This is a genomic window from Actinomycetospora sp. CA-084318, from assembly GCF_050955885.1.
Taxonomy (GTDB): domain Bacteria; phylum Actinomycetota; class Actinomycetes; order Mycobacteriales; family Pseudonocardiaceae; genus Actinomycetospora.
In genome coordinates this window covers 3,392,720-3,417,782 of sequence record NZ_CP192098.1, presented here as the reverse complement: position 1 = coordinate 3,417,782, position 25,063 = coordinate 3,392,720, and the positions used below count along the sequence as shown (strand labels likewise).

Annotated in this window: 21 protein-coding genes and 1 tRNA gene; 7 read left to right on the top strand and 15 right to left on the bottom strand. The window is 74.4% G+C overall.

The window, feature by feature from the left end; all coding sequences use genetic code 11:
* On the bottom strand, positions 1-1,386 hold the full coding sequence (locus ACQPYX_RS16675; protein WP_433798437.1) for a sugar porter family MFS transporter: 1,386 nt from the start codon (positions 1,384-1,386) through the stop codon (positions 1-3).
* A 105-nt stretch (positions 1,387-1,491) separates the two neighbouring features.
* Between ACQPYX_RS16675 and ACQPYX_RS16670 the strand changes: the two genes are divergently transcribed.
* Positions 1,492-1,950 carry an SRPBCC domain-containing protein gene (locus ACQPYX_RS16670; protein WP_433798436.1) on the top strand — a complete coding sequence of 153 codons (459 nt, stop codon included), beginning with the start codon at positions 1,492-1,494 and terminating at the stop codon, positions 1,948-1,950.
* On the opposite strand, the gene ACQPYX_RS16665 is transcribed toward ACQPYX_RS16670, so the two are convergent.
* Positions 1,915-2,850, bottom strand: coding sequence for a pseudouridine-5'-phosphate glycosidase (locus ACQPYX_RS16665; RefSeq protein WP_433803742.1), 936 nt, complete (start codon positions 2,848-2,850; stop codon positions 1,915-1,917). The two genes, ACQPYX_RS16670 and ACQPYX_RS16665, sit on opposite strands and share 36 nt — an antisense overlap.
* A 119-nt stretch (positions 2,851-2,969) precedes the next feature.
* On the opposite strand from ACQPYX_RS16665, the gene ACQPYX_RS16660 reads away from it, so the two are divergent.
* The 4 genes from ACQPYX_RS16660 (at position 2,970) to ACQPYX_RS16645 (ending at position 7,489) form a co-directional block, all read left to right on the top strand.
* Complete coding sequence (locus tag ACQPYX_RS16660; RefSeq protein WP_433803741.1) at positions 2,970-3,047, top strand: putative leader peptide; 78 nt, start codon at positions 2,970-2,972, stop codon at positions 3,045-3,047.
* A 110-nt stretch (positions 3,048-3,157) separates the two neighbouring features.
* Positions 3,158-4,360 carry an acyl-CoA dehydrogenase family protein gene (locus ACQPYX_RS16655; protein ID WP_433798435.1) on the top strand — a complete coding sequence of 401 codons (1,203 nt, stop codon included), beginning with the start codon at positions 3,158-3,160 and terminating at the stop codon, positions 4,358-4,360.
* A 138-nt stretch (positions 4,361-4,498) separates the two neighbouring features.
* Positions 4,499-5,113 carry a ribonuclease H family protein gene (locus ACQPYX_RS16650; protein ID WP_433803740.1) on the top strand — a complete coding sequence of 205 codons (615 nt, stop codon included), beginning with the start codon at positions 4,499-4,501 and terminating at the stop codon, positions 5,111-5,113.
* Between the two features lie 234 nt (positions 5,114-5,347).
* On the top strand, positions 5,348-7,489 hold the full coding sequence (locus ACQPYX_RS16645) for a DEAD/DEAH box helicase (RefSeq protein ID WP_433798434.1): 2,142 nt from the start codon (positions 5,348-5,350) through the stop codon (positions 7,487-7,489).
* 40 nt (positions 7,490-7,529) lie between these two features.
* Here ACQPYX_RS16645 and ACQPYX_RS16640 read toward each other — a convergent pair whose 3' ends face one another.
* From ACQPYX_RS16640 to ACQPYX_RS16595, 10 genes are all read right to left on the bottom strand, one after another.
* Entirely contained in the window at positions 7,530-7,889 is a 360-nt protein-coding gene (locus ACQPYX_RS16640) for a nuclear transport factor 2 family protein (protein WP_433798433.1), read from the bottom strand.
* Between the two features lie 233 nt (positions 7,890-8,122).
* Positions 8,123-9,001: a hypothetical protein gene (locus ACQPYX_RS16635; RefSeq protein ID WP_433798432.1), complete on the bottom strand. Its 879-nt coding sequence runs from the start codon at positions 8,999-9,001 to the stop codon at positions 8,123-8,125.
* A gap of 239 nt (positions 9,002-9,240) precedes the next feature.
* Positions 9,241-10,050 (bottom strand): alpha/beta fold hydrolase, encoded by an 810-nt coding sequence (locus ACQPYX_RS16630; RefSeq protein WP_433798431.1) that lies wholly within the window; start codon positions 10,048-10,050, stop codon positions 9,241-9,243.
* On the bottom strand, positions 10,047-11,732 hold the full coding sequence (locus ACQPYX_RS16625; protein ID WP_433798430.1) for a PHA/PHB synthase family protein: 1,686 nt from the start codon (positions 11,730-11,732) through the stop codon (positions 10,047-10,049). The genes ACQPYX_RS16630 and ACQPYX_RS16625 overlap by 4 nt, the downstream gene beginning before the upstream one ends.
* Positions 11,729-13,225: a long-chain-fatty-acid--CoA ligase gene (locus ACQPYX_RS16620; protein WP_433798429.1), complete on the bottom strand. Its 1,497-nt coding sequence runs from the start codon at positions 13,223-13,225 to the stop codon at positions 11,729-11,731. The genes ACQPYX_RS16625 and ACQPYX_RS16620 overlap by 4 nt, the downstream gene beginning before the upstream one ends.
* Positions 13,222-15,192, bottom strand: a complete 1,971-nt coding sequence (locus ACQPYX_RS16615; protein ID WP_433798428.1) for an acyl CoA:acetate/3-ketoacid CoA transferase — start codon at positions 15,190-15,192, stop codon at positions 13,222-13,224. Before ACQPYX_RS16615 ends, ACQPYX_RS16620 begins: the two co-directional genes overlap by 4 nt.
* Positions 15,193-15,262: 70 nt before the next feature.
* The gene (locus ACQPYX_RS16610; protein WP_433798427.1) at positions 15,263-15,631 is read right to left on the bottom strand and encodes a YchJ family protein; all 369 of its coding nucleotides are present in this window, start codon (positions 15,629-15,631) and stop codon (positions 15,263-15,265) included.
* Positions 15,632-15,678: 47 nt separating this feature from the next.
* The gene (locus ACQPYX_RS16605; protein WP_433798426.1) at positions 15,679-15,894 is read right to left on the bottom strand and encodes a hypothetical protein; all 216 of its coding nucleotides are present in this window, start codon (positions 15,892-15,894) and stop codon (positions 15,679-15,681) included.
* A 97-nt stretch (positions 15,895-15,991) separates the two neighbouring features.
* Positions 15,992-16,065: transfer RNA gene (locus ACQPYX_RS16600), tRNA-Pro, on the bottom strand.
* A 158-nt stretch (positions 16,066-16,223) separates the two neighbouring features.
* The gene (locus tag ACQPYX_RS16595) at positions 16,224-16,793 is read right to left on the bottom strand and encodes a TIGR03086 family metal-binding protein (RefSeq protein WP_433798425.1); all 570 of its coding nucleotides are present in this window, start codon (positions 16,791-16,793) and stop codon (positions 16,224-16,226) included.
* Between the two features lie 117 nt (positions 16,794-16,910).
* On the opposite strand from ACQPYX_RS16595, the gene ACQPYX_RS16590 reads away from it, so the two are divergent.
* Together ACQPYX_RS16590 and ACQPYX_RS16585 are read left to right on the top strand one after the other, a co-directional pair.
* A complete protein-coding gene (locus ACQPYX_RS16590) occupies positions 16,911-19,502 on the top strand; it encodes a LuxR C-terminal-related transcriptional regulator (protein WP_433798424.1) in 2,592 nt (863 codons plus the stop codon).
* Positions 19,499-22,093, top strand: a complete 2,595-nt coding sequence (locus ACQPYX_RS16585; RefSeq protein ID WP_433798423.1) for a LuxR C-terminal-related transcriptional regulator — start codon at positions 19,499-19,501, stop codon at positions 22,091-22,093. Before ACQPYX_RS16590 ends, ACQPYX_RS16585 begins: the two co-directional genes overlap by 4 nt.
* Here the strand turns inward: ACQPYX_RS16585 and der are convergent.
* The 3 genes from der to ACQPYX_RS16570 form a co-directional block, all read right to left on the bottom strand.
* On the bottom strand, positions 22,090-23,463 hold the full coding sequence (der, locus tag ACQPYX_RS16580) for a ribosome biogenesis GTPase Der (protein ID WP_433798422.1): 1,374 nt from the start codon (positions 23,461-23,463) through the stop codon (positions 22,090-22,092). The genes ACQPYX_RS16585 and der overlap by 4 nt on opposite strands.
* A gap of 3 nt (positions 23,464-23,466) precedes the next feature.
* Entirely contained in the window at positions 23,467-24,222 is a 756-nt protein-coding gene (cmk, locus tag ACQPYX_RS16575; protein WP_433798421.1) for a (d)CMP kinase, read from the bottom strand.
* A 65-nt stretch (positions 24,223-24,287) separates the two neighbouring features.
* The gene (locus ACQPYX_RS16570) at positions 24,288-25,034 is read right to left on the bottom strand and encodes a pseudouridine synthase (RefSeq protein ID WP_433798420.1); all 747 of its coding nucleotides are present in this window, start codon (positions 25,032-25,034) and stop codon (positions 24,288-24,290) included.
* Positions 25,035-25,063 lie beyond the last annotated feature (29 nt).

Sequence of the window (25,063 nt, the reverse complement as noted above, 5' to 3'; positions counted from 1 at the left end):
TCACCGGCCGGCGGGCACCGCCTCGCCGGTCAGCGACCGCTCGATCTCCTCGAGGCTGCGGCCCTTCGTCTCGGGCAGCAGACGCTGGACGAACACGAACGCCAGGAACGTCATCACGGCGAAGAACAGGAAGTTCCACCCGGCCCCGAACGCCTCGAGCAGCGACGGGAACGCCAGCGCCACAGCCATGTTGAACAGCCAGTTGAACGTCACACAGATGCTCACTCCCGCCGCGCGGACGCGCAGCGGGAAGAGCTCGGGCAGCGCCACCCACTGCACCGGGCCCCAGGAGATCGAGAACGACGCGATGTAGACGACGATGCCGACCAGGGTGAGCGTGAGCAGCAGCGGTCCCTGCGCCAGCCCGACGAGGTTCGTGACGGTCAGCAGGATCATCGCCGCGCACATGCCCAGCGCCCCGAACAGCAGCAGCGGGCGACGTCCGGCCCGGTCGATCAGGTACATGCCCGGCAGCGTCATCAGCATGTTCACGGCGCCGATCGCGACGTTGGCGAGGATGGCGCCGCCGGCCGCGAACCCGACGTTCGTCAGCAGCGTCGGCGCGTAGTAGATGATCGTGTTGATCCCGACGAAGTTCTGGAAGAACACGAGCAGCATCCCGACGACGAAGACCGGGCGCAGCCGCGGCCCGAGCAGCGCCCGCGGTCCGAGCTCCTCGCCGGAGCCCGCGGCCTCGTCGCCGACCGACGCGTGGATCTCGGCCAGCTCCGCGTCGGCCGCCGCCTCGCTCCCCCGCAGCCTGGTCAGGACCACCCGGGCGTCGGCCTCGCCCCCGGGCTTGTGCGCCACCAGCCAGCGGGGGCTCTCCGGCTGCGTGTAGATGCCGACGGCGAGCAGCACCGCCGGGATCACCCCGATGCCGATCATCCAGCGCCAGCCGTGGCTGTCGGAGAACGCGTAGTCGGTGACGTAGGCGAGAAAGATGCCGACGGTCACGAGCAGCTGCATCAGCGACGTCAGGCGCCCGCGGATCTCCTTCGGCGCGAGCTCGGAGAGGTACATCGGGACGACCACCGAGATGATCCCGACGCCGATCCCCATGACGAACCGGAACCCGATCAGCATCGCGGCGTTCAGGCCCAGCGCCGCGCCGAGCGTGCCGATCACGAACACGACGCCGCCCGCGAAGATCAGCCGCCGGCGGCCGAGGCTGTCGGCGAGCCGCCCGGACAGACCCGCGCCGAGCATCGCGCCGACGAGCAGGCCGGACACCACCAGGCCCTGCAGCAGCGGGGTGAGCGGGATGTCGTCGGGGATGTAGAGCAGGGCGCCGGAGATCACCCCGGTGTCGAAGCCCCAGAGGATGCCGCCCAGGGCTCCGAAGAACCAGATCGCGGCGGTCCGTCCGCGGTGCTGCGTCGCCATGCCCGCCCCCACTCCGTTGCGTAGCCCAACTTCACCGGTGATGGTGCAGGCGCTTACGTGATGCGGCAACGCGAACGTCGGGCGTCGTCGGGAAGGATCGGGCGCATGGCCCGCACCGACCGCGCCGCGCGTGTGATCAGCGCCGACCCGGGGCGCGTCCACGCCGCGCTCGTCGACCCGGACGCCCTCGTCGCGTGGCTGCCGCCGGAGGGCATGCGGGGACGAATCGAGCGGTGGGACCTGCGGCCGGGCGGCGGGTTCCGGATGGAGCTGACCTACCTCGACGCCACCGGTGCCCCGGGGAAGTCGACCGGGGCCACCGACGTCGTGGAGGTCGGGTTCGGCGAGGTCACCGGGGAGCGGGTGGAGTGGCGGACCGAGTTCATCGCCGAGGACCCCGCGTTCGCCGGGGTCATGACGATGACGTGGTTGCTGCGCCCGGCCGGGTCCGGCACCGAGGTGGTCGTGACCGCCACCGACGTCCCGTCCGGCATCGGGCAGGACGACCACCAGGAGGCCATGGCGTCGTCACTGGCGAACCTCGCGGCCGTCGTCGAGGGCTGAGAGCTCGCGGGCCACCGCACCCCCGAGCGCCACGTTGGCGCGGTACAGCGCGAGGTTGACCTCCAGGCTGCGGCCCTCGCTCGCGCGGTGCAGGTGGTCGAGCAGGTGCGGGGTGGTGTCCTTGCCGCGCACGCCTGCCGCCTCGGCGTCGGCGAGCGCGCCGTCGAGCACGGCGCGGTGCAGGTCGTCGTCGAGCTCGTCCGCCTCGGACACCGGGTTGGCGAGCAGCACCGCCGAGCGCAGCCCGAGCGCGTCCCGCGCCCGGACGACCGCCGCGACCTCACCCGGCGTCCCGACCCGGTCGGCGATCGGAAAGCCGGAGTCGCGGACGTAGAAGCCGGGGAACGTCGTCGTGCGGTACCCCAGCACCGTGACCTGCAGGGTCTCCAGCCGCTCCAGGGTGGCACCGACGTCGAGGATCGACTTCACCCCTGCCGAGACCACGAGGATCGGCACGCCCGCGAGGGCCACCAGGTCCGCCGACTCGTCGAAGGTCGTCGCCGCGCCGCGGTGCACCCCGCCGAGACCGCCGGTGGCGAAGACGCCGACCCCCGCGCGGTGGGCGAGGACGGCCGTCGCCGAGACCGTGGTCCCGCCCGACCAGCCCTGGGCCATCGCCACCGGCAGGTCGCGAGTGCCGATCTTGTGCACGTCGTCGGCGGCGCCGAGCCGGTCGATCTCGCCGGCCGACAGCCCGACCGTCGGGCGCCCGTCGACCACGCCCACCGTCGCCGGGACCACCCCGGCCTCCCGCAGCAGGGCCTCCGCGTCGCGGGCCGCGCTCACGTTCCGGGGGCGCGGCAGCCCGTGGGTGATGATCGTCGTCTCCAGCGCCACCACGGGCCGCCGGGCGGCGACGGCCGCGCGGACCTCGTCGGAGACGGACACGGCCGACGGGATCGCCATGCCGGGCATCCTGCCCCCAGTCTGCGTGAGGGGAACCCTCATGCTGCTGGAGCGCCGGGATCCTCCCCTCACACCGCCTTGGAGGCGGCCCGGCGGCGGGTTATGGTCGCTCCATGATCGCGGCGGTGCTGCTGACCACGCGGGGTCACATCGACCTCGCGCGGGTCGCCTCCGCGCTGTGTCGCGCCTGACGTCCCGTCGCCACACCCCCTCACCTCCCGGGTCCGGTCCGCCCGGCGGCCGCGCGTGCCGCCGCGCCCCGGCCCGGTCGAGTCGCCGTGCCCCCTGTCGAGAGGAACCCATGACCGCGACCGTGCCCACCCGTACCACTCCCGACGCGGAGCTCGACGAGCTCTTCGCCCCCGTCCTCGCGCGCATCGCCGAGGGCGCCCTGCAGCGCGAGCACGACCGCGCGCTGGCCTTCGACGAGGTCCGGGCCCTGAAGGAGGTGCGCTTCGGGGCGCTGCGGGTGCCGGTGGAGTTCGGCGGCTACGGCGCGAGCGTGCGTCAGCTGTTCCGGCAGCTCATCGCGCTGGGGGCGGCGGAGTCGAACCTGCCCCAGGCGCTGCGCGTGCACTGGTGGTTCGTCGAGGAGCAGCTGCTGGCCGAGCCGGGCGCCGAGCGGGAGCGCTGGTTGCGGGCGGCCGCCGACGGCACGCTCGTGGGCAACGCGATCTCCGAGCCGGGCGTCGGCGCGATCGACCGGTACCAGACGCGGCTGACCCCCGACGGGAACGGCCTGCGGCTGAACGGCACGAAGTACTACAGCACCGGCAGCCTCTACGCCGACCACATCATCGTCGCGGCCGACCAGGACGGTGAGCGCGTGGCGGTCCTCGTGGACGCCGACGCCGAGGGCATCACCCAGCACGACGACTGGGACGGCTTCGGCCAACGCCTCACCGCGAGCGGCACCACCGAGTTCAGCGACGTGTTCGTGCCCGGCGACCGGGTGCTCGGGCCGGGCTACGGGACGCCGGGCCGCACCTACGGCACGGCGTACCTGCAGCTCGTGCAGCTCGCCGTGCTCGCCGGCATCGCCCAGCGCGCGACCGACGACGTCTCCGCCTGGGTCCGCGAGCGCACCCGCACCTTCACCCACGCCGCCGCCGACCTGCCCAAGGACGACCCGTTGGTCCAGCAGGTCATCGGCCGCCTGTCCTCGGCCGCGTACGCGTCACGGACGATCGTGCTCGACATCGCCGACCAGCTCGACGTGATCCTCTCCGGCCGCAGCGAGGACGCCGACCTGCTCGACCGCGTCGAGTTCGACGTCGCCCGCGCCCAGGCCACCGTCATCCCGACGGTGCTCGACGCGACGACCCAGCTCTTCGAGGTCGGCGGCGCGTCGATCACCTCGGAGGCACTGCGCCTGGACCGGCACTGGCGCAACGCGCGCACCGTCTCGGTGCACAACCCGCTGATCCACAAGCTCCGCACGGTCGGCGACCACGTGCTCAACGGCGCGGAGATGCCGTACGCCTGGAGCGCCGGGAAGCGCTGACCCTCTCCCCCGTCCCGCGTGAGGGGAACCCTGGTGCCACAAGAGCGCTCGGATCCTCCCCTCACGCGGGCCGGCCGGCTCCCGCACGCAGCGGGTGGCGGACGCGGTCCGGCCTCGACCTACCCTGGCCGCGTGCCGATGACCGCCAAGTACGCGACCACCTGCGGGGTGTGCGCCGACCCCGTCTCCCCCGGCGAGCAGATCGCGAAGGCCGGCCAGCGGTGGGCGCACGTGGCGTGCGCCGACGGTGCGGACCGGCCCGCGGCGTCGTCGGTAAAGGCAACGAAGAAGGCGACGCGGCCCGCACGGGCGGACATGCCCGCCCCCGAGGGCGCGCTGGAGGTCTGGACCGACGGCGCGTGCTCGGGCAACCCCGGTCCCGGCGGCTGGGCGTGGGCGACGAAGGACGGCCGGCAGGACAGCGGCGGCGAGGCCGGCACCACCAACCAGCGGATGGAGATCCGCGCCGCCCTCGAGGCGGTGCGTTCGCTCGAGGGGCCGCTGGTGGTGGTCAGCGACTCGACCTACGTCGTGAACTGCTTCCGCGACGGCTGGTGGAAGGGCTGGATCGCGCGGGGGTGGACGACGAGCGCGAAGAAGCCGGTCGTCAGCCGCGACCTCTGGGAGCCGCTGATCACGCTGGTCAACGACCGCGGCGACGTCTCCTTCCGCTGGGTGAAGGGCCACTCCGGCGACGAGATGAACGACCTGGTCGACCGGCTCGCCGTCGAGCAGTCGAAGGCCGTCGCCTGACCTCGCGCGTGTCCCGTGTCGTCCGGAGTCCGGTCCGCGTATAGTCGCGGGTGGCGGGACCACACGTGGTGTCGCACGGTCCGGGTGACGCACCGGTTCTTCGCAGAGCGGTCCTGTTCTGCGGCGGGGCTCCCGGGCGACGGGTCGAGGTCGCCCCCATCGGGTCGGCACCCTCGGGCCCTCGCTGTCTCGCGACAGGCCAGCACGACGGCGTCGTGCACGGAGGAGGAGTACGTGGCTCGAGGAGGCCAGCCCACGAGGGCTCGCCGTGGCGCCGCCAACGACCGACGGCGCGGTGGCCGCCGGGGCGGCGACGACGTGATGTCGGTGCTCCAGCGCGCCGTCCGCGAGGTCAAGACCGCGCTCGGCAACGGCCGGGTGACCGAGTCGATCCGCACCAAGTTCCAGGCCGTCGCGCTGATGCTGCGCGACGAGCGCGCCCGCGTCCGCGCCGACGAGTCCCTCGGCGAGACCAAGCGGGCCGAGCAGCTCAAGCGGCTCGACGACGTCGCCACCTCGCTCGCGATGAGCGCGGTCCGCGACTCGCGGCTCATGGTGCTGCTCTCCGAGGACGCCGTCGTCTCCGACGAGGCCCGCGCCCTCGAGCGCGACATGCTGCGCAAGGCCGGCATCGAGGTCGCCGAGGAGCCCGAGCCGGAGCCCGAGGAGGAGCCGGTCGTGCCGGTGCGCTCCGGGGTCGTCCCGCGGTCGGTGATCTCGCGTCAGCTCGCGAACCCGTTCATGGAACCCGACTACTCGATCGCCCGCCCGAGCGCGCCCCGCCCGTCGCGGCTGGCCAGCTGGGAGCTCCTCGAGCCGCTGCTGCGCTCCTTCGAGCGCGCGAGCGCCGGTGCCCCGGCCTGCATGGACCTCCCCGAGCCCGGATCGCTGCAGACCCGCGGCGGGCAGCTGCTCATGCCGCACCAGGCCGAGGTCGTCGAGGCCGTCGCCGAGGGCCACCGCACCTTCCTGCTCGCCGACGAGCCCGGCCTGGGCAAGACCGCGCAGGCGCTGCTCGCGGCCGAGGCCGCCGAGGCGTACCCGCTGCTCGTCGTCGTCCCGAACGTCGTCAAGACCAACTGGGTGCGCGAGGCCGGGCTCTGGTGCCCGCGCCGCGGGGTCACCGCCGTGCACGGCAACGGGGACTCGGTCGACGGGTTCGCCGACATCGTCGTCGTGAACTACGACGTCCTCGACCGCCACGTCGGCTGGCTCGGCGACTTCGGGTTCCGCGGGATGGTCGTCGACGAGGCCCACTTCATCAAGAACAAGGGCTCGCAGCGCTCCCAGCACGTGCTGTCGCTGTCCGAGAAGGTCCGCTCGTTCGCCGGGCGGCCGCTGCTCATGGCGCTGACCGGCACCCCGCTGATCAACGACATCGAGGACTTCCTCGCCATCTGGGAGTTCCTCGGCTGGATCGACGAGAAGAAGCCCCTCGCCGACCTCATGGACTCCCTCACCGACACCGGCCTCACGCCTGCCGACCGGGAGTTCTACCCGGAGGCCCGCCAGGCCGTCGTCGACATGGGGATCGTCCGGCGCCGCAAGGTCGACGTCGCCGCCGACATCCCGGAGCGCCGGATCGCCGACCTCCCCGTCGAGCTCGACGGGCCCACCGGCCGCTCGATCCGCGCCGCCGAGCGCGACCTCGCGGCCCGGATGATGTCCCGGTACGACGAGGCCCTCGCGGCCCGGTCCGGCGGCGAGCGGGCGGTCGAGGGCATCGACCACGACCTCGTGCGCCTCGTGGCCTCCTGGGAGCAGAAGGACGCCGAGAACTCCCCGAACGGCGACAACGTCTTCACGATGATGCGTCGCATCGGACAGGCCAAGGCGGCGCTCGGGGCCGACTACGCCGCCCAGCTCGCCCGCAGCGCCGGCAAGGTCGTGTTCTTCGCCAAGCACGTCGACGTCATGGACGAGGCGCAGGCGACGTTCGACAAGCAGGGCGTGCGCTGGTCGGCGATCCGGGGCGACCAGTCCCGCACCGCCCGCCAGAAGAACATCGACGCCTTCGTCGAGGACCCGGAGGTCCAGGTCATCGTCTGCTCGCTGACGGCGGCCGGCGTGGGCATCAACCTGCAGGTCGCGTCGAACATCGTGCTCGCGGAGCTGCCCTGGACCGCGGCCGAGCAGACGCAGGCGATCGACCGGTGCCACCGCATCGGCCAGTCGATGCCGGTCACCGCGTGGCGCATCCTCGCCGCGCAGACCATCGACGCCCGCATCGCGGAGCTGATCGACGACAAAGCCGGGCTCGCCGCGGTCGCGCTCGACGGCTCCGAGGGCGAGATCGCCACCGCCGACGCCCAGCACGCGACCCTGGTCGCGCTGCTCACCAGTGCGCTGGAGTCGCGGACGCCCGCCCTGTCCTGACGACGGGGCGGGCCGGTCCACGGGCGATCTCACCCGCCGGTCACGGGAGCACGACGTCGAGTCGGGCGATGCGGTCGCCGTCGAGCGTGAACCGGTAGTCCAGGTCTGCCGTCCCCCCGGGGAAGTCGCCCTCGAGGTGGTGGCCGACCACCCAGACGTCCCCGTCGCGCTCCACCCCGGTGAGCCGGGTGGTGTAGGTGAACTGCGTCCCCGCCTCGACGATGAATCGTCGCAGACCGTCATCGCCGCGGAAGACCTCGCCGCCGTCGGCGACGTCGACGATGACGGCGTCCTCCGTCAGGAGCGGGAGCGCCTTCTCCTCGTCGCGGGACTCCTGCGCGTCCAGGAAACCGCGGATCGTGGCGGGGAGCGGTGCTGCGGTGCTGGTGTCGTTGTCCATGTGAGCGAGCGTGGTTGCTCCCGCTGCGCGAGGGTCAAGCGTTCGAGCCTCGCCCGGGGAGAGGGTCCAGGCTGCCGGCCGGACATGCAGCTGCGTGCACTGCATCCAAGCCCGTCAGGGCGGGCGTGGACCTCCCGGTGCCCGCCGCCGAGGCCCTCCACGTCTGGATCACCGACTCGACCGTGTCCGCCCGCAGGTAGCTGCAGCCGGTCCGGTCGTCGTCGGGTCCACCCTCACCGCAACGGTGGCACTGCCATGGCGCGCAGGTCGTCGAGCACGGACGCCCGGTCGGCGGGAGCCACGTCGTCGCCCGAGCGTCGGACGACGCCGAGCAGCAGGACCCCGAGCGGGTGGTCGATGTACCGGTGCGCGTTCCACTCCCGGATCACGCCGGCCCGGAGGACGAACTCGACCACGATGCCACCGGTCCCGTCCTCGCCGACCTCGTGGTGGACGACGTCGGCCGGTCCCTGCTCGAACACGTCGAGCAGTGCGGCGACCGTGGCTTCCGGGCCGGGTGAGCGGGTGTCGATCTCGAGCAGCACCATGTCGGAGAACGCGTCGACGTCCTGCCCGGGCGGCAGGTACTCCGCCTTGTGGTACCCGGGCGTCGGGGTCGCCCGCCACGCGAGCTCGTGGACGAGACCGGCGACCGCGAGCCGCTCGGGCCACGCCGGCACGATGTCGGCCAGCCGCGACCCGGCCCGGCCGACCTCCAGCAGGTCCCCGCGGCGCTCCACCCGCGAACCACGGAACCGTCGCCTGACCGTGCCGTAGGGCTGGGCGAGCAGCCAGGCGTCCCGGTCGTCGGCCGTGCCGACCTCGACGAGCACCGCGTCGCTGCGTTCGCCGCCGACGGTCGCGTAGCCGTCCCACACGATGGCGTACGCGGTCGCGGGCGTCGTCGGCCCGACCGACGCACGGGCCTGCTCCAGGCCCTCGACGAGGTCGGGACCGAACCGGGTGTGCTGCAGGGTCCGGTCCTCCGGTGCCGGCCGGTCGTCGAGCAGCATGAGGTGAGGTGCGAACGGCGCGTTGCCGTGCTGCAGGCCGTCCACCGAGTCGGCGATGATCCACTCCACCAGCGTCGCCACCCGCTCCGGGAGCCTCACGCGGTCACCTCCCGCGCCGGGGCCTCGATCGGCCGCCCGAGCAGCGGCGGACGCCGCTCCCCGAGCCCGGTGAGTGGTTCGCCCTCGTGGCGGAACGGTTCCATGTCTCCCCCTCGGTGTCGGGGAGCAGCATGCGCCGCGTGTCGGCCCGGAGGCAGCCGTGAGATCGCTCTGGACCGCGGGGACGTCATCGTGTACGAGCGCCTCCCGATCGTGCGGCGCGGGCCGGCCGCGAGTGTCTACCGAAGGAAGTCGTCGATCACCGGCGCGAGGAGTTCCGGCTCGCTCACGATCGCGAGGTGGCCCCCGCGGTAGCGGTGCAGGTGCCCGTCGCCGAGCAGCTTCGTCATGATCGTGCCGTTGATGCCGGGGATCAGCGGGTCGTCGTCGCCGATCAGGACGAGGGTCGGCTGCCGGATGAAGGGCAGGAACGGCAGGCTCGTCCACCCCGCGAGGGCGGCGAGCTGGAAGAGGTAGGGCACCACCGGCGGGCCGCTCTCCCCCGCGTGCAGCAGCTCCGCCACGGTCGCGCCGTCGGAGCGCGCCGTCCCGCCGTAGAGCTCGCCCGCGATCCGGCGGGCGTAGTCGGGGTCGTTGTGCCGGCGCGGCGTGAGCATCCGGCCCAGCGTGCGGGGGGCCGCCGGGACCATGAGCGAGCCCGTCCCCGTCGCGACCAGCACCACCCGGCGGCAGTGCTGCGGGTACTGGAACGCGTACTGCTGGGCCAGGCCCCCGCCCCAGGACACCCCGAGGACGTCGACCCGGTCGTAGCCGAAGCGCCGCGCCGCCGCGCGGACCGTGCGCGCGAGCGACGGCAGCCGGTAGGGCACGGGTGCCGGGGCGGAGCGGCCGATCCCGGGCGCGTCGAACAGCAGCAGCGGGCGGTCCGGGTCGAGCTCCGCCGACAGCGGCCCGAACAGCGCCGAGCTGGTCCCGATCCCGGCGCACAGCAGCAGCGGCACCCGCCCGGGCGCTCCGGGCCGGTGCTCCGCGTGCACCGACCGCAGCCCCGCCCGGACGGTGGCCGTCTCCCCCGCGCGTCGGGTCACGGCGCGTGCACGTACGTGCCGGGCGCCGGGCCCAGCGCGGGGTGGTCAGTCGAGCCCGCGGCGTCCGGGGCCGGCACCAGGTCGCCCGACCGCTCGTGCAGCCACGCGCTGAAGTCCGGCCACCACGAGCCCTGGACCTTCTCGGCCTTCGCGAACCACTCGTCGGGCGAGTCCGGGGTGTCGTCGGCGACCAGCCGGGTGGCCTTCGGGTTGCTCGGCGGGTTGACGATCGAGGCGACGTGCCCGGCGGAGGACAGCACGAACCGGCTCGTCCCGCCGTAGAGCCGCGTGGTGGCGTAGCAGCCCTGCCAGGGACAGATGTGGTCGGTGGTCCCGGCGGTGACGTAGCTGTCCACCGTGATCGCCCCGAGATCCACCGGCGTGCCCAGCATCGTCGCCCCGCCCGGCCGGACGAGGGTGTTGCCCCCCGAGAGCTCGATGAAGTCCCGGTGCAGGCCCGCCGTCATCCGGGTGGTGTCGGAGTTCCAGAACAGCACGTCGAACGGCTTCGGCGACCGGCCGAGCAGGTAGCTCTCGACCCAGTAGTTCCAGACCAGGTCGTTCGGCCGCAGCCACGCGAACACCTCGGCCAGCGTGCGGCCGTCGAGGTAGCCGCGGGCGGCCGAGGCACGCACGGCGGCCTCGGCGGCGTTCGGCGTGAGCAGTTCCCCGGTCAGGCCCGTCGCGCTCTGGTCGAGCACCGAGACCGACAGCGCGGCCCCGCCGATCACGTCGAGCCGCCCGGTGGCGGCGAGGTGGGCCAGCACCATCGAGCTGATCGTGCCGCCCGAGCAGAGCGACAGCGTGAGGGTCCGCGGGGCTCCGGTGACCGCCCGGGTCGCGTCGAGTGCCGCGATCACCGCGCCGCCGTAGACGTCGAGGTCCCAGGCCGAATGCCGCGCGTCGGGGTTGCGCCAGGACATGACGAAGACCTGGTGTCCCTCGCCGACCAGGTACTCGACGAGGCTGCGCCCCGGCGCCATGTCGACCACGTAGAACTTGTTGATCACCGGCGGCACCACGAGCAGCGGGTCCCGGCGGACCGTCGGCGTCGTCGGGGTGTACTGCAGCAGCTCGAACTGCTCGGTCCGCGCGACGACGTGGCCGGGCGTCGCGGCCACCGTCTTCCCGACGACGAAGGCGTCCGGCTCCACCATCCGCGGCACCCGGGGCGGCGTGGCCAGGTCGCGGGCGAGGTGGCGGGCGCCGCGGACGAGGTTGGCGCCCGCCGTGTCGACCACGGCCTTGAGCGCCGTGGGATTGAGCAGCGGGTTGTTGCTCGGGGCGAGGGCGTCGACCCAGTTCGACACCCCCGCGTGCACCCGCAGCGCGTCGTGCGGCTCGAGGTCGACGTGGTCGACGACGTCGAGGGCCGCGTCCGCCGCGGCCAGGTAGCCCTGCATCACCCGGCGCAGCAGCGGGTTGGTCCGCCACGCCTCGTCGGCGAAGCGACGGTCTCGGGGCGCGGGCGCGACGTCCGACGAGCCGGCGACCACCGCGCCGAGCTCGCGGACCAGCCCGCCGACCCGGCGCGCCACGGGCACCGGGTCACGGGCCACCCCGAGCAGCGCTTTCGCGGTGGAGGCCGACGGACCGAACCGCCGCCACGGGTGGCGGGCGGCGTCGGTCAGGACGAGGTCGAGCGGCGCCCCGATCGGGACGTCGTCGGGCTCGGTGGTCATTCGACCGCGAGGTCGGACGGCGGTTCGACCTCCCGGTGCAGGATCTTGCCCGTCGGTCCCTTCGGGAGGTCGTCGACGATCCAGATGTGTCGCGGGTACTTGTAGGCCGCGAGCTGCTCCTTGGCGAAGGCCTTGACCTCCTCGACGTCGACCTCCGCGCCACCGCGCACCGAGATGGCCGCCCCGACCTCCTCGCCGAGCCGGGAGTGCTTCAGCCCGACGACGGCGACCTCGGCGACCGACGGGTACTGGTAGAGCACCTCCTCGATCTCGCGCGGGTAGACGTTGTACCCACCGCGGATGATGAGCTGCTTCTTGCGGTCGACGATGTAGAGGTAGCCGTCCTCGTCGAACTTCGCGAGGTCGCCGGAGCGGAACCAGCCGTCGGGGATCGACTCGGCGGTGGCCTCCTCCCGGCCGAAGTAGCCGGCCATGACGCCCTCGCCGCGGATGGCGATCTCGCCGACCTCGCCGACCGGGACGTCGGCGCCGTCGTTGTCGACGATCCGCAGCTCCATCCCCGGCACGGGCAGGCCGATCGACCCGGGCTTGCGCTCGTGGTCGGGCTGGTTGAACGAGGCGACCGGGGAGGTCTCGGACAGGCCGTAGCCCTCGAGGATCGTGCAGCCGAACTTCTTCTCGAACGAGTGCAGCACCTCGACCGGCAGCGCCGCGCCACCGGAGATGCACGTCCGCAGGCTGCTCGTGTCCGCCTCGGCGTCGGTGTCGAGCAGGGCGCCGTACATCGTCGGCACGCCCTCGAAGACGGTGACGCGCTCGGACTCGATGATCCCGAGGACCGCCTTCGGGTCGAAGCGCGGGATCAGCGCCAGCGACGCCCCGGACGCGACGGCGGCGTTGAGTCCGCAGGTCAGCCCGAAGACGTGGAACAGCGGCAGGCAGCCCATGATCACGTCGTCGGGCGTGGTGCGGATGAGCGCCTCGACGGTGGTGCGGCAGTTCGAGTCCAGGTTGTGGTGGGTCAGCATCGCGCCCTTGGGCTGCCCCGTGGTCCCCGAGGTGTAGAGGATGACCGCGAGGTCGTCGTCGGCCCGCTCCACCGGGTCGGTGATCGGCTCGCCGGCCAGCGACCCGTCGGCGGGCCCGGCCGCGGGCAGCTCGAGGACCGGGATGCCGGCGGCCTCGGCGGCCCCCCGGGCCGGGCCGGCGACCTCGTCGAGCGCGACGACGACGCTCGCGCCGGAGTCCTCGAGGTAGTAGCTGACCTCCCGCTGGGTGAGCATCGGGTTCATCGGCACCACGCCGGCGCCCGCGATCAGGGCGCCGTAGAAGCCGATCGGGAACGCCGGGACGTTCGCCGACACCAGCCCGACCCGGTCCCCCGGCGTGACGCCGAGCTCGCGCAGCGCTCCCGCGACGGCCCGGGCCGCCGTCAGGAAGGTCGCGTAGTCGGTGTGCGTGCCGCCCGCGCGCAGCGCGACCGCGTCCGGGGACCGCTCCGCGGTCTCGACCAGGTTGCCTGCCAGGTTCACGAGTGCTCCCCGAGGTTGCCGAGAGCTTCCTGCCGGCTCTCGTAGATGTAGGGCGCGAGGCCGCGCTGCGCCAGGTTGCCGCCCAGCTTCAGCCGCATGAACGCGCTCGTCGTGTAGCGGCTGACGCTGGAGTACCAGCGCTCGGCGATCCCGCGGACGACGGCGACGTAGGCGTCCTCGAGGCCGGGCGCGAGGGAGAAGTTGTCGTAGTTGACCGCGACGTGCACCTTGTGGCCGATCCGGGCGAGTCGCGCGTCGACCTCGGCCCCGATCGCCTCGACGTCGGCGAGGGTGCGCAGCGACAGGCCCTCCATGTTCAGGAAGAACATGTCCTGCTCCGGGTCGTGCACGAAGCGGGCCTCGAGGGGCACCGAGAGCAGTTCGTCGGCGAGACCCATCGGCTCGTCGCGGAAGAGCCGCGGATCCATCTCCCGCAGGTCGTCGGCGACCAGCGGCTCGAAGCCGACGTGGGCGAGGACGTCGCATTCGACGTCGAGCCCGGGCGCGACCTCGATCAGCTCGAGGCCGCCGGGCACCAGCCGGAAGACGCAGCGCTCGGTGACGTACAGGACCAGCTTGCCGCTCGCCGCCGCGACCTCGCCGGAGAAGGTGCGCTGCTCGACCTCGGCGAGGAACTTGGGCGCCGACACCCCGTCGGTCGGGACGACCCGGCCGTCGCGGATCTCGGTGCGGCTCGGGGCGAGGAAGGTCCCGAGGAAGACGACCTTCTTGGCGTTCTGGCTGATGTTGATGAATCCGCCGGAGCCCGCGAGCTTCGGCCCGAAGCGGCTGACGTTGACGTTGCCCCACCGGTCGGCCTGCGCCATGCCGAGGAACGCGGCGTCCAGGCCGCCGCCGTCGTAGAAGTCGAACTGGGCGGGCTGGTCGAGGATGGCCTGGCCGTTGACCGCCGACCCGAAGTCCAGGCCGCCCATCGGCAGGCCGCCGATCACGCCGGGTTCGGCGGTGAGGGTGAGGTAGCGCAGGACGTGCTCCTCGGCGGCGACGCCCGCCACCCCCTCGGGCATGCCGATGCCGAGGTTGACCACGGAGTTCGGCCGCAGTTCCAGGGCCGCCCGGCGCGCGATGACCTTGCGCTCGGAGAGCGGGAGCGGCTTGATCGTGGACATCGGCACGCGCAGCTCGCCGCTGTAGGCCGGCGAGTAGGCGGTGCCGAAGGTCTGGGTGTGGTGCTCCGGGGCGGCGACGACGACGCAGTCGACCAGCGCGCCCGGGATCTTGACGTCCTTCGGGTCAAGCGAGCCGGAGTCGGCGATCCGCTCCACCTGCACGACGACGAGGCCGCCCTTGTTGTGCACCGCGGTGGCCACCGCGAGTCCCTCGAGGAACAGGGCCTCGCGTTCGAGGGTGACGTTGCCGTCGGGGTCGGCGGTGGTGCCGCGCAGGAAGGCGACGTCGAGCCGGTCGAACGCCCGGTAGAACAGGTACTCCTCGCCGTCGATCTCCATCAGGCGGACGAGGTCCTCCTGCGTGACGGCGTTGACCTTGCCGCCGCCGTGGCGGGGGTCCACGAACGTCCCGAGCCCGACGCGGGTGAGCAGCCCGGGCTTCCCCGCGGCGGTGTCGCGGAAGAGCTGCGCCAGGACGCCCTGCGGGAGGTTGTAGGCCTCGATCCGCTCCTCGGTGGCGAGCTTCCCGAGGGGGCCCGCCATGCCCCAGTGGCCGCCGACCGCCCGGCGGACCAGTCCGTCGTGGCACAGCCGCGCGAAGCCACGGTCCTTCCCGTCGCCCTGCGCCACGGCGAAGGCGAGCGAGAGGTCGCGCGGGGCACCCGTCGTCAGGAAGCGCTGTTCGAGGGCGAGGGTGAGCTCCTCGGCGAAGCACTGGCCCATGAAGCCGTCGATGACGAGGGTGTCGCGGTCGCGGACCAGCGCGACCGCCTCCTCGGCGGTGACGATCTTGTCCCGGGTGGTCATGCCCGAGAGCTTCTCGACGGGGTGGTCCACGGTCGGCTCCTCGAGGCTCGTCGCTGAACCTGTGACGGCCATCATGGTCCACTCGGGCCGCCCGCGTCGATCAGCGCCCGTCGCGGTAGACCCAGCGCCCGTCGACGCGGCCGAACCGGCTCCGCTCGTGCTGCACGCCGTCCCGGTGGTGGGCGCGGAACTCGACGACGCCCTCGGTGTCGAACAGGCCGCCGGCGACCCGGTCGACGATCTCGAGCCCGCGCCAGCGGGTGTCGGGGTCGAGCTCGAGCGTCGCGGGGCGGGTGTCCGGGTGCCAGGTGCGGAGCAGGTGGTCCACGTCGTGGCGCACGAAGGCCGTGTACCGCGAGCGCATCAGCGCCTCGGCGGTCGGCGGGGCCGACCCGTCGGGTCCGAGGTAGCGGCCGCAGCACGCGTCGAACGTCTCGGACGAGCCGCAGGGGCAGCGACGGGTGGTCACGGCCGGTCAGCCTCCCAGGTGCCCGTCCGGCCGGGCACGGGCCGGCGTCACGTGGTGCGCCCGGGCTCCCGGACCCGCCGCACGAGCAGGTGGGCCCGCCCGACGAGGCCGCCGGTCACGAGGGCGAGCGCCGCTCCGACCCACGCCCGGACGTCGGCCGGATCCTCGTAGACGATGCTCAGCAGGCCGCCGACGAGGACGGCGCACACGAGGACCGCCGCCCGTAGGAGGGTGCGCACGCTCGCGTGGATCCCGGGGTCCATGCCCGCACCGTAGGCGCGGACGGAACGCGTCGCGCCCGGGGACGAGGAAGGCCCGCTGACCTGGTGATCACCAGTGTCAGCGGGCCTCGCGGTTCTGTCGGGACGACAGGATTTGAACCTGCGACCCCTTGACCCCCAGTCAAGTGCGCTACCAAGCTGCGCCACGTCCCGAACCGCTGCCCGACCGCTGCAGCGCCGTGAACACTACCGCACCGACTCCGGGGCCCCGGGCGACGGGTCATGATCACGTCGAGGGGACACCGGTGGCGGATCCGGAGATCGACATCGGCCACGGCCGTCCCGCCGACGTGATCATGGGCCGGCGGAGGTCAGCGGCCCTCCAGCGACGGCGGACCCGCGGCCGGGTCGCGGCCGGAGAGCCGGAGCAGCCGCTCCAGGCCGGCCGACTCGCCGGCGCCGGGCAGCGGGTGCGCGAACGGCCCGCCGTCCATGCCCGCCACCTGCTCCACGAACGGCAGGCAGACCTCGACGTCGGACTCGGCGACGGAGAACGGCACCTCCAGCGCGGCCGCGAGGTCCCAGCCGTGCAGCACGACCTCGTCGAGCGCCACGATCCCGAGCGCCGCCCGCGGCATCGTCACACCGCCGGCCTCGTCGGAGCCCTGCCACGCCTCCTCGGTGCGCCACGCGGCGGCGAGCCCGGCGAGCTCCTCGGCGAGCAGGTCGCGCCACCCGTCGGGCAGGTCGGACGCGGGCGGGGGTGACGACGGCGGGGTCGCCCGGGCCACGCCCGCGAAGTGCCAGGCGAGGCCCGCGAGGTGCTCGACGAGGTCGCGGACCGGCCACGCCGAGCACGGGGTCGGCCGGTCGAGGTCCTCGTCGGTCACCAGCGCGACGACGCGGGCCGTGGCGGCGGTGGCTGGTCCGAGATCGTGCACGGCGGGACCTCCGGGTCGGGGGCCGTAGCCAAACACAGTTCACGGCGTCTTCACCACAAACGTCCGTCATGAGCAAGACTTGCCGCCGTCGGGACGCCGGAGGGGACGCAGGACACCATGCAGACGTGGCCGTTCACCGCGCGCGACGACGTCCTGGCCGCCGCCGGGGACGCCCTCCGCGCCCGCGGTGCGGTGATCCTGGGTGGACCGGCCGGGGTCGGGAAGAGCCGGCTGGCCCGTGAGCTCGCCGCCCGCGGCCCGGGACCCGTCGTCGGGACGGTCCGCGCGACGGCGTCCGCGCAGGAGATCCCGCTCGGGGCGCTCGTGGACGTCCTCCCCCGCGCCGCGGTGGACGCCTCCTCGCCCGACGCCGACCACGTCCGGGCGGCCCTCGACGCGCTCGGCGCCGTGCCGCACGGCCTGCTGGTCGTGGACGACGCGCACCTGCTCGACGACGTCTCGGCCACCGTGGTCCACCAGCTCGCCCGCGGCGGGCGCAGCCGCCTGGTGGTCACCCTGCGCAGCGGTGAACCCAAGCCCGACGCGGTGACGGCGCTGTGGAAGGACGAGGACATCCCGCGGATCGACCTGGAGCCGTTCACCCGGGAGGAGTCCGCGTCCGTCCTGACGACGGTCCTCGACGGCCCGCTGGAGGCCCGCACCGCGCGGGCGCTGCACGAGACCGCCGGCGGCAACGTCCTGTGGCTGCGCCACCTCGTCGAGGGCGAACGGGCCGCCGGTCGGCTCACGCGTGACGGATCGGCGTGGGTGTGGACGGGCCAGGTCGGCCTCTCCCCCGCGCTGCGCGACCTCCTCGACGCCCGCATCGGCCGGTTGACCGCACCGCAGCGGCGGGTGCTCGAGCTGCTCGCGGTCGCCGAGCCCCTGGGGCTGGGCATGCTCGGGACGCTGGTCGGCCGGGACGTGGTCGAGGAGGTCGCCGACCGGGGACTCGTCTCGATCCTGCCCGACGGCGAGCGGTGGGAGGTCCGTCTCGCGCACCCGCTCTACGGGGAGTCGGTCCGGTCCACGATGAGCGTGCCGCGGATGCGGCGCATCCGGGGCGAGCTCTCCGAGGCCCTCGCCGGCACGGGCGGACGGCGCGCCGGGGACGGCCTGCGCCGCGCGGTGCTCGACCTGGGCAGCGACCGGGTCCCGGACCCGGACGCCCTCGTCGCGGCCTCGGTGCAGGCCTCCGGGCTCCGGGACTTCGCGCTGGCCGAGCGGCTGCTGCGGGCGGCGGTCGCGGCGGGCGGCGGGTTCGCGGCCCGGCTCGCCCTGGCCCACCTGCTCGACTACCAGATGCGGGTCGACGAGGCCGACGTCATCGTCGACGCGGGGAGCGGCGAGGCCACCGAGGCCGAGCGTCGGCAGGCCGTCGTGCTGCGGGGGCTGTCCCACCACTTCCAGCTCGACCCGCCCCGCTCCGGGCCCGACCTGCTCGCCCGCGACGAGGCCACCCGGCTCGGGGGACGTCCCGACCCCGCCTACGACGCGTTGCGGGCGATGTTCCTCGGGTCCGCGGGCCGGGTCCGGGAGGCCCGGGAGCTCGCCGAGGGCGTCGTCACCGATGCGACGCGGCCGGACGAGACCGTCGCGCTCGCGTGCTTCGTCCTCGGCCTGCTCGGGGCGCTCACCGGCGAGGGCGGGGACCTCCGTCCCCTGCTGCAGCGCGGCATCGAGGCCGCCCGCCAGGGCATCACGGCGACCGTCACCGCCAACATCGGCTACATGGAGCTCCTCGACGCGGACCTGCGCGGCGAGCCCGCCCGGGCCCGCCGTCGGCTCGACTGGATCCACGGCCTCACCGGGGAGCAGGCCCCGAGCTTCGCCGCGCTCTACGACGGCCGCGTCGCCCGCGGGGCGGGTCTGCCGCGGACCGCGATCCGGGCGCTCGAGTCGGCGCTGCCCGCCTTCCCCGGACACGGCGGGGGGTGGGGCGGATGGAGCGCGGCCCTCGTCGCGCAGTGCCACGGACTGCTCGGCGACGGCCCCGCCGCCCGCGCCGCCCTGGCGGACGCCGAACGGCGTCGGCACCCGCACATCGCGGTGGTGGACCACGAGTACGACCTCGCCCGGGCCTGGGCGGCCGCCGCGTCCGGGGCCGTGCGCGAGGCCGTCGACGCGGCCCGGCGCGGGGCCGAGCGGTGCCGGGACCTCGGCACCCACGCCGCGGAGGTCCTGGCGCGCCAGACCGCGGTGCGCCTCGGGGACCGGGAGCAGGCCGACCGGCTGGAGGAGCTGGACCGGCGGCTGGGCACCCCGCGCTCCACCCACGCCCACGCGCACGCGGTGGCGCTCGCGACGCACGACGCCGGGGGCCTCCTGGCCGTCGCGGGCCGGCTCGAGGACGCGGGGATGATCGTCGAGGCCGCCGACGCCGCGGCGCAGGCGGCCGCCACCGCCCGGCGCGACCGACACCTCGTCGTCGCCACCGAGGCCGAGCAGCGGGCACGGACCCTCGCCGCGACCGGCGAGGGGGCGCGGACCCCCGCCCTGGCCGAGGCGGACGCGCCCGTGCCGCTGTCCGACCGCGAGCGCGAGATCGCCCTGCTCGCCGGCGAGGGCCTGACCAACCGGCAGATCGCCGAACGCCTGCACGTGTCCGTCCGCACCGTCGAGTCCCACGTCTACCGCGCCTGCACCCGGCTGGGCCTGCCCGACCGGGCGGCGCTGGTGAGCGTGGCGGCGTCGCGCCGGGTGTCGTGAGCGGGAGCTGGCCGTTCACCGGCCGCGAGGGGGAACTGGCGCGGGCGTCGGCGGCGATGGCGGAGCGCGGCGCGGTGGTCCTGGTGGGGGCGGCGGGCGTCGGGAAGAGCCGCCTCGCGCTGGAGCTGCTCGACCGGCTCGGCCGGACCCGCGTCCTCGGGATCGTCCGCGCCACGGCGTCGGCCCGCGAGCTCCCGCTCGGCGCGCTGCTCGACGTGCTCCCCGAGGTGTCCGCGGACCTCTCCGGCCTGCAGCTCGCCGTGGCCGCCCTCGGACCGCGCGACGGCCGGGACGTGCTGCTGGTCGACGACGCCCACCTGCTCGACGAGGTCTCGGCGGTGGCGGTCGGTCGCCTGGTCACCCGCGGCGTCCGGCTCGTGCTCACCGCACGGGCCGGTGAACCGGCGCCGGAGGCGATCACGGCGCTGTGGAAGGACGACCTGGCCGTCCGGATCGACGTCGGCCCCCTCGACCGGGAGCGCACCGTGGCCGCCCTGGCCGGAGCCCTGGGCGCCCCCGTGGAGCCGGTCAGCGCCCGACGGCTCCACGACACCTCGGGCGGCAACCTGCTGTGGCTGCGCCACCTCGTGGACGGCGAGCGCATCGCGGGGCACCTCCGCGCCGAGTCCGGGATGTGGGTGTGGTCCGGGGAGGTGGCGCTCTCACCGGTGCTGTCCGACCTCGTCGGGGCGCGCCTGGCGGGCCTGTCCGAGCCGCAGCAGCGCGTCCTGGAACTCCTCGCCGTCGTCGAGCCGCTGGACCTCGACCTGCTCGAGCGGCTCGCCGGGGCCGAGGCCGTGGAGGAGACGGCCCAGCGCTCGCTGGTCACGCTGGAGGAGACGGGCGACCGCTGGGAGGCCCGCCCCGCCCACCCGCTCTACGGGGAGCTGGTCCGGTCGAGGACGAGCGTGCCGCGCGCCCGTCGCCTGCGGGCGGAGCTCTCCGACGCGCTGGCCGGTACGGAGGCGGGCCGGCCCGGGGCCGACCTGCGGCGGGCCGTGCTGTCCCTGGACAACGGTCGTCGCCCGGACCCGGGCCTGCTCCTCGCCGCGGCCCGGCAGGCCTCGGGGGTGAGCGACTTCGGCCTGGCCGAGCGGCTCCTGCGCGCCGCGATCGCGGCGGGTGGCGGGTTCGACGCCCGCGCCGGACTCGCGGCGCTCCTCGTCTACATGCTGCGCGCCGACGAGGCCGACACGGTCCTGGCGCTGGCGGCCGAGGAGGCGTCGGACCCCGACGAGATGACCCGCGCGATCCTCCTGCGGACCCTCACGGCCCACTTCGGGGCGTCGGGCGCCGCCGTCGTGGACGGGGGCGAGCACGTCCTGCGCGAGGCCGAACGACGCTCGTCCGGCGACGACCCGACCGAGGATCCCCGCCACGACGGCATCCGGTGCGTGATCGCCGCGTGCCGCGGCGAGGTCGCGGAGGCGGTGGCCCGCGGCGAGCGGGTGCTCGCCGCACCGACGCCGAGTGACGACGACGTCGTCCTCGTGAGCTGGGGTCTCGGCTACACTCGGGCCCTCGTCGGGGACGCCCGCCCGCCCGCCGATCTCGTCGACCGCGGTCTCGCCGCCGCCCTGCGCGGCCGGGTGATGGGGAACTACGCCGGCAACCTCGCGTTCAGCGAGATCCTCGACGCCCAGCTGCGGGGCGAGCCGGAGTCGGCGCGGCGCCGGCTCGCGTGGGCCCACGACCTCCCCGGCGCCGAGGGCGCCGTGTGGGTGGCGCTCTTCGAGGGGCGGCTCGGCTCGGTCTTCGGCTCCCCGCGGTCGGCCGTGCCCGCGCTGGAGGGCGTGCTCGCCGTGTTCCCCGGGCACGGCGGCGGCTGGGCGGCCTGGCTGCTCGCCCTCGTCGCGCAGTGCCACGGGATGCTCGGGGACGCCGCGGCGGCCCGGACCGCCCTCACCGCGGCGGAGGGCCGCCGGCACCCGCAGGTGACCATGATGGAGTTCGAGCTCGATCTGGCGCGCGCGTGGGTCGAGGCGGCCTCCGGCGCCGGCCGGAGCGCGGTCGAGGCCGCCCGACGGGCCGCGGAGCGCTGCCGGGCGATCGGTGTCCGGGCTGCGGAGGTGGTGGCCCGGCAGCATGCGGTGCGCCTCGGCGCCACCGACCAGGCGGAGCGCCTCCGCGAGCTCGCGGAGCAGCTCGGCTCGCCGCGATCGCGGCTGGCGGCCGAGCACGCGGCCGCCCTGGCGGACGCCCGGGAGCTGCTCCTGGTGGCGGGCAGGCTCGAACGCCGCGGGATGCGTCCCGAGGCCGCCGACGCCGCGGCGCAGGCGGCCGCGGTCGCCCGCGCGGACCACGAGCTCGTCCTCGCCACGGAGGCCGCGGCCCGGGCCCGGGGCCTCGCCGCGGCGTGCGAGGGCCTCCGGACCCCCGCGCTCGCCGACGCGGAGGCCCCGGTCGTGCTGTCGGCCCGGGAACGCGAGATCGCCCACCTCGCGGGCGAGGGTCTGACCAACCGGCAGATCGCCGAGCGCCTGCAGGTGTCGGTCCGCACCGTCGAGTCGCACGTCTACCGCGCGTGCTCCCGCCTGGGGCTCTCCGACCGCGCGGCCCTGGTGGTGGTGGCCGGCCCCCGCCCGGACTAGGACTTCTTGCGCTTCTCCCGCACACGCACGTTGATCTGGATCGGCGTGCCCGTGAGGTCGAAGGTCTCCCGGAGCCTGCGCTCCAGGAAGCGCCGATACCCCGCCTCGAGGAAGCCGGAGGTGAACAGCACGAACGTCGGCGGCCGACTCTGCGCCTGGGTGGCGTAGAGGATCTTCGGCTGCTTGCCGCCGCGCACGGGCGGCGGCGTCGCGGCGACGATGTCGGCCAGCCACTGGTTGAGCCGCCCCGTCGGAATGCGCCGGTCCCAGTTCTCCAGGGCGGTGCGCATCGCCGGGGCGAGCTTCTGCACCGCCCGCCCGGTCCGCGCCGAGATGTTGACCCGCTCCACCCAGGGCAGGCGCACGAGCGCCCGCTCGAGCTCGCGCTTCATGGCGTGGCGGCGGTCCTCGTCGACGAGGTCCCACTTGTTCATCGCCAGCACGAGCGCGCGGCCGGCCTCGGTGACCTGCGTGGCCACCCGGAGGTCCTGCTCGCTGATCGGCTCCGAGGCGTCGAGCAGCAGCACCGTCACCTCGGCCGCCTCGATCGCGGCCTTCGTGCGCAGCGAGGCGTAGTACTCCATGCCGGAGGCCTGGTGGACCTTCCGCCGCAGACCGGCGGTGTCGACGAGCTGCCAGGTCTGCCCGTCGATCTCGACGAGCGAGTCGACCGGGTCGGTCGTCGTGCCGGCGGTCGCGTCGACCACCGACCGGTTCTCCCCGGTGAGCTGGTTGAGCAGCGAGGACTTGCCGACGTTCGGCTTGCCCACCAGGGCCACGCGCCGGGGGCCGCCCTCGAGGTCGACGTCGTCGCGCGGGGACTCCGGCAGCACGTCGAGGACGGCGTCGAGCAGGTCGCCCGAGCCGCGGCCGTGCAGGCCGGACACCGGGTGCGGCTCGCCGAGCCCGAGGCGCCACAGCGCGGCGATCTCGCCGAGCCCGCGCTCGTCGTCGACCTTGGTGGCGCACAGCAGCACGGGCCGGTCGGAGCGGCGCAGGGTGCGCGCGACGGCTTCGTCGACCGAGGTCGCGCCGACCTGTCCGTCGACGACCAGCAGGATCGCGTCGGCCGTGGCCATCGCGGTCTCGGCCTGCGCCGAGATGGCGGCCTGCATGCCCTTGGCGTCGGGGGTCCAGCCCCCGGTGTCGACCAGGGTGAAGCGGCGCCCGTTCCACAGGGCGTCGTAGGCGACCCGGTCGCGGGTCACGCCCGGGACGTCCTGCACGACCGCCTCCCGGCGGCCGATGATGCGGTTGACCAGCGTCGACTTGCCGACGTTCGGACGCCCGACGACCGCGAGCACCGGCTGGGCCGGCCGCTCGGAGTCGTGCTCGGGCAGGTCAAAATCCGCAGGCAGTTCCTGCGTCACGTCTTACCTTCCGTTGGCGCTGGACTCCGCCAGCGCGGGGACCAGCATGCCGCGCTCGGCGGCGAGTTCTTCGAGTCGGTCCAGGACGCCCTCGACGTCGAGCGCCGAGGTGTCCACCTCGACGGCGTCCTCCGCGGCCCGCAGCGGGGAGGCGGCGCGGGAGGAGTCGAGACGGTCGCGGCGGGCGAGGTCGGCGCCCGTGGCGGTGGCGTCGGTGGCGCGCCCGGCGGAGGTGTCCTCCGCGCTGCGGCGCCCGGCCCGGACGGTGTCCGAGGCCACCAGGTAGATCTTCAGGTCGGCGTCCGGCACCACGACGGTGCCGATGTCACGGCCCTCGACGACGATGCCCGACCCGTCGCCCTGCGCCTCGGCGACGATCCGCCGCTGCTCGGCCACGAGGTGGCGGCGCACCTCGGTCAGCGCCGAGATGGCCGAGACGTTCCGGGTGACCTCCGCGCCCCGGATCTCCGCGCCGACGTCCTCGCCGCCGAGGCGGACCCGCGGCTCGGCCGGGTCGGTGGACATCACGAGGTCGGCCGCGAGCGCCACCGCGACGGCGTCGTCGTGCCCGTCGGCGTCGGTGACGGTCGCGTCGAGCGCCACACCCGAGCGCATCACCGCGAGGGTGGCCGCCCGGTACATCGCGCCGGTGTCGAGGTAGCGGGCGCCGAGGCGCATCGCCAGGCCGCGGGCGGTCGTCGACTTGCCGGTGCCCGACGGTCCGTCGACCGCCACGACCCCCTGCAGGACCTTCTCCACGACCAGCGCCTCCCGAACGTCGACCCAACACCCGTCCGGGAGTCCATTGTGCCTGATCCGGCGGCCTAGAGGCCCACCGCGTGGTACAACGCTCCCACCTCGCCGCGGCCGAGCTTGCGCAGCGTGCCCGGACGCTGGTCACCGAGTCGCACGTCGCCCACGGCGGTGCGCACCAGCCGCTCGACCGGCTTGTCGACCGCGTCGAACAGGCGGCGCACGATCCGGTTGCGCCCCTCGTGCAGCACGACCTCGACCATCACCCGCGCGCCGGACCGGTCGATCACCTTGAAGCTGTCGACCGCGGCCGGCCCGTCGTCGAGCTCGACGCCCTCGCGCAGCCGCTTGCCGAGGTCCTTCGCGATCGGCGTGCGGATCTCGGCGAGGTAGGTCTTGGGCACCTCGTAGGACGGGTGCATCAGCCGGTTCGCCAGCTCGCCGTCGTTGGTCAGCAGCAGCAGGCCCTCGGTGGCCGCGTCGAGCCGCCCGACGTGGAACAGCCCCTTCGTCGAGCCCGCCTTCTCCAGCACGACGTCGCCGACGCAGCGGCGGCCGTGCTCGTCCCACATCGTCGAGAGCATCCCCTCGGGCTTGTTCAGCGCGAGGTGCACCGTCTCGACGTCGGTGACGATGCGGCTGCCGTCGACGTGGATGACGTCGGTCGCGGGGTCGACCCGGCGCCCCATCTCGGTGACGACCTTCCCGTCGACCTCCACCCGACCCTGGCGCATCAGGATCTCGGCCTGCCGCCGCGAGGCCACGCCGGCCTCGCTGAGCACCTTCTGCAGGCGGACTCCCTGCTCACCCTCGGTCACGGGACTCCAGCGTAGTGGGTCCGCGGACT

Excerpts from the sequence above, each read along its gene's own strand:
- ACQPYX_RS16675 (WP_433798437.1), bottom strand. The coding sequence starts at position 1,386 with ATGGCGACGCAGCACCGCGGACGGACCGCCGCGATCTGGTTCTTCGGA.
- ACQPYX_RS16670 (WP_433798436.1), top strand. The coding sequence starts at position 1,492 with ATGGCCCGCACCGACCGCGCCGCGCGTGTGATCAGCGCCGACCCGGGG.
- ACQPYX_RS16660 (WP_433803741.1), top strand. The coding sequence starts at position 2,970 with ATGATCGCGGCGGTGCTGCTGACCACGCGGGGTCACATCGACCTCGCG.
- ACQPYX_RS16655 (WP_433798435.1), top strand. The coding sequence starts at position 3,158 with ATGACCGCGACCGTGCCCACCCGTACCACTCCCGACGCGGAGCTCGAC.
- ACQPYX_RS16650 (WP_433803740.1), top strand. The coding sequence starts at position 4,499 with ATGACCGCCAAGTACGCGACCACCTGCGGGGTGTGCGCCGACCCCGTC.
- ACQPYX_RS16640 (WP_433798433.1), bottom strand. The coding sequence starts at position 7,889 with ATGGACAACGACACCAGCACCGCAGCACCGCTCCCCGCCACGATCCGC.
- ACQPYX_RS16625 (WP_433798430.1), bottom strand. The coding sequence starts at position 11,732 with ATGACCACCGAGCCCGACGACGTCCCGATCGGGGCGCCGCTCGACCTC.
- ACQPYX_RS16605 (WP_433798426.1), bottom strand. The coding sequence starts at position 15,894 with ATGGACCCCGGGATCCACGCGAGCGTGCGCACCCTCCTACGGGCGGCG.
- ACQPYX_RS16590 (WP_433798424.1), top strand. The coding sequence starts at position 16,911 with ATGCAGACGTGGCCGTTCACCGCGCGCGACGACGTCCTGGCCGCCGCC.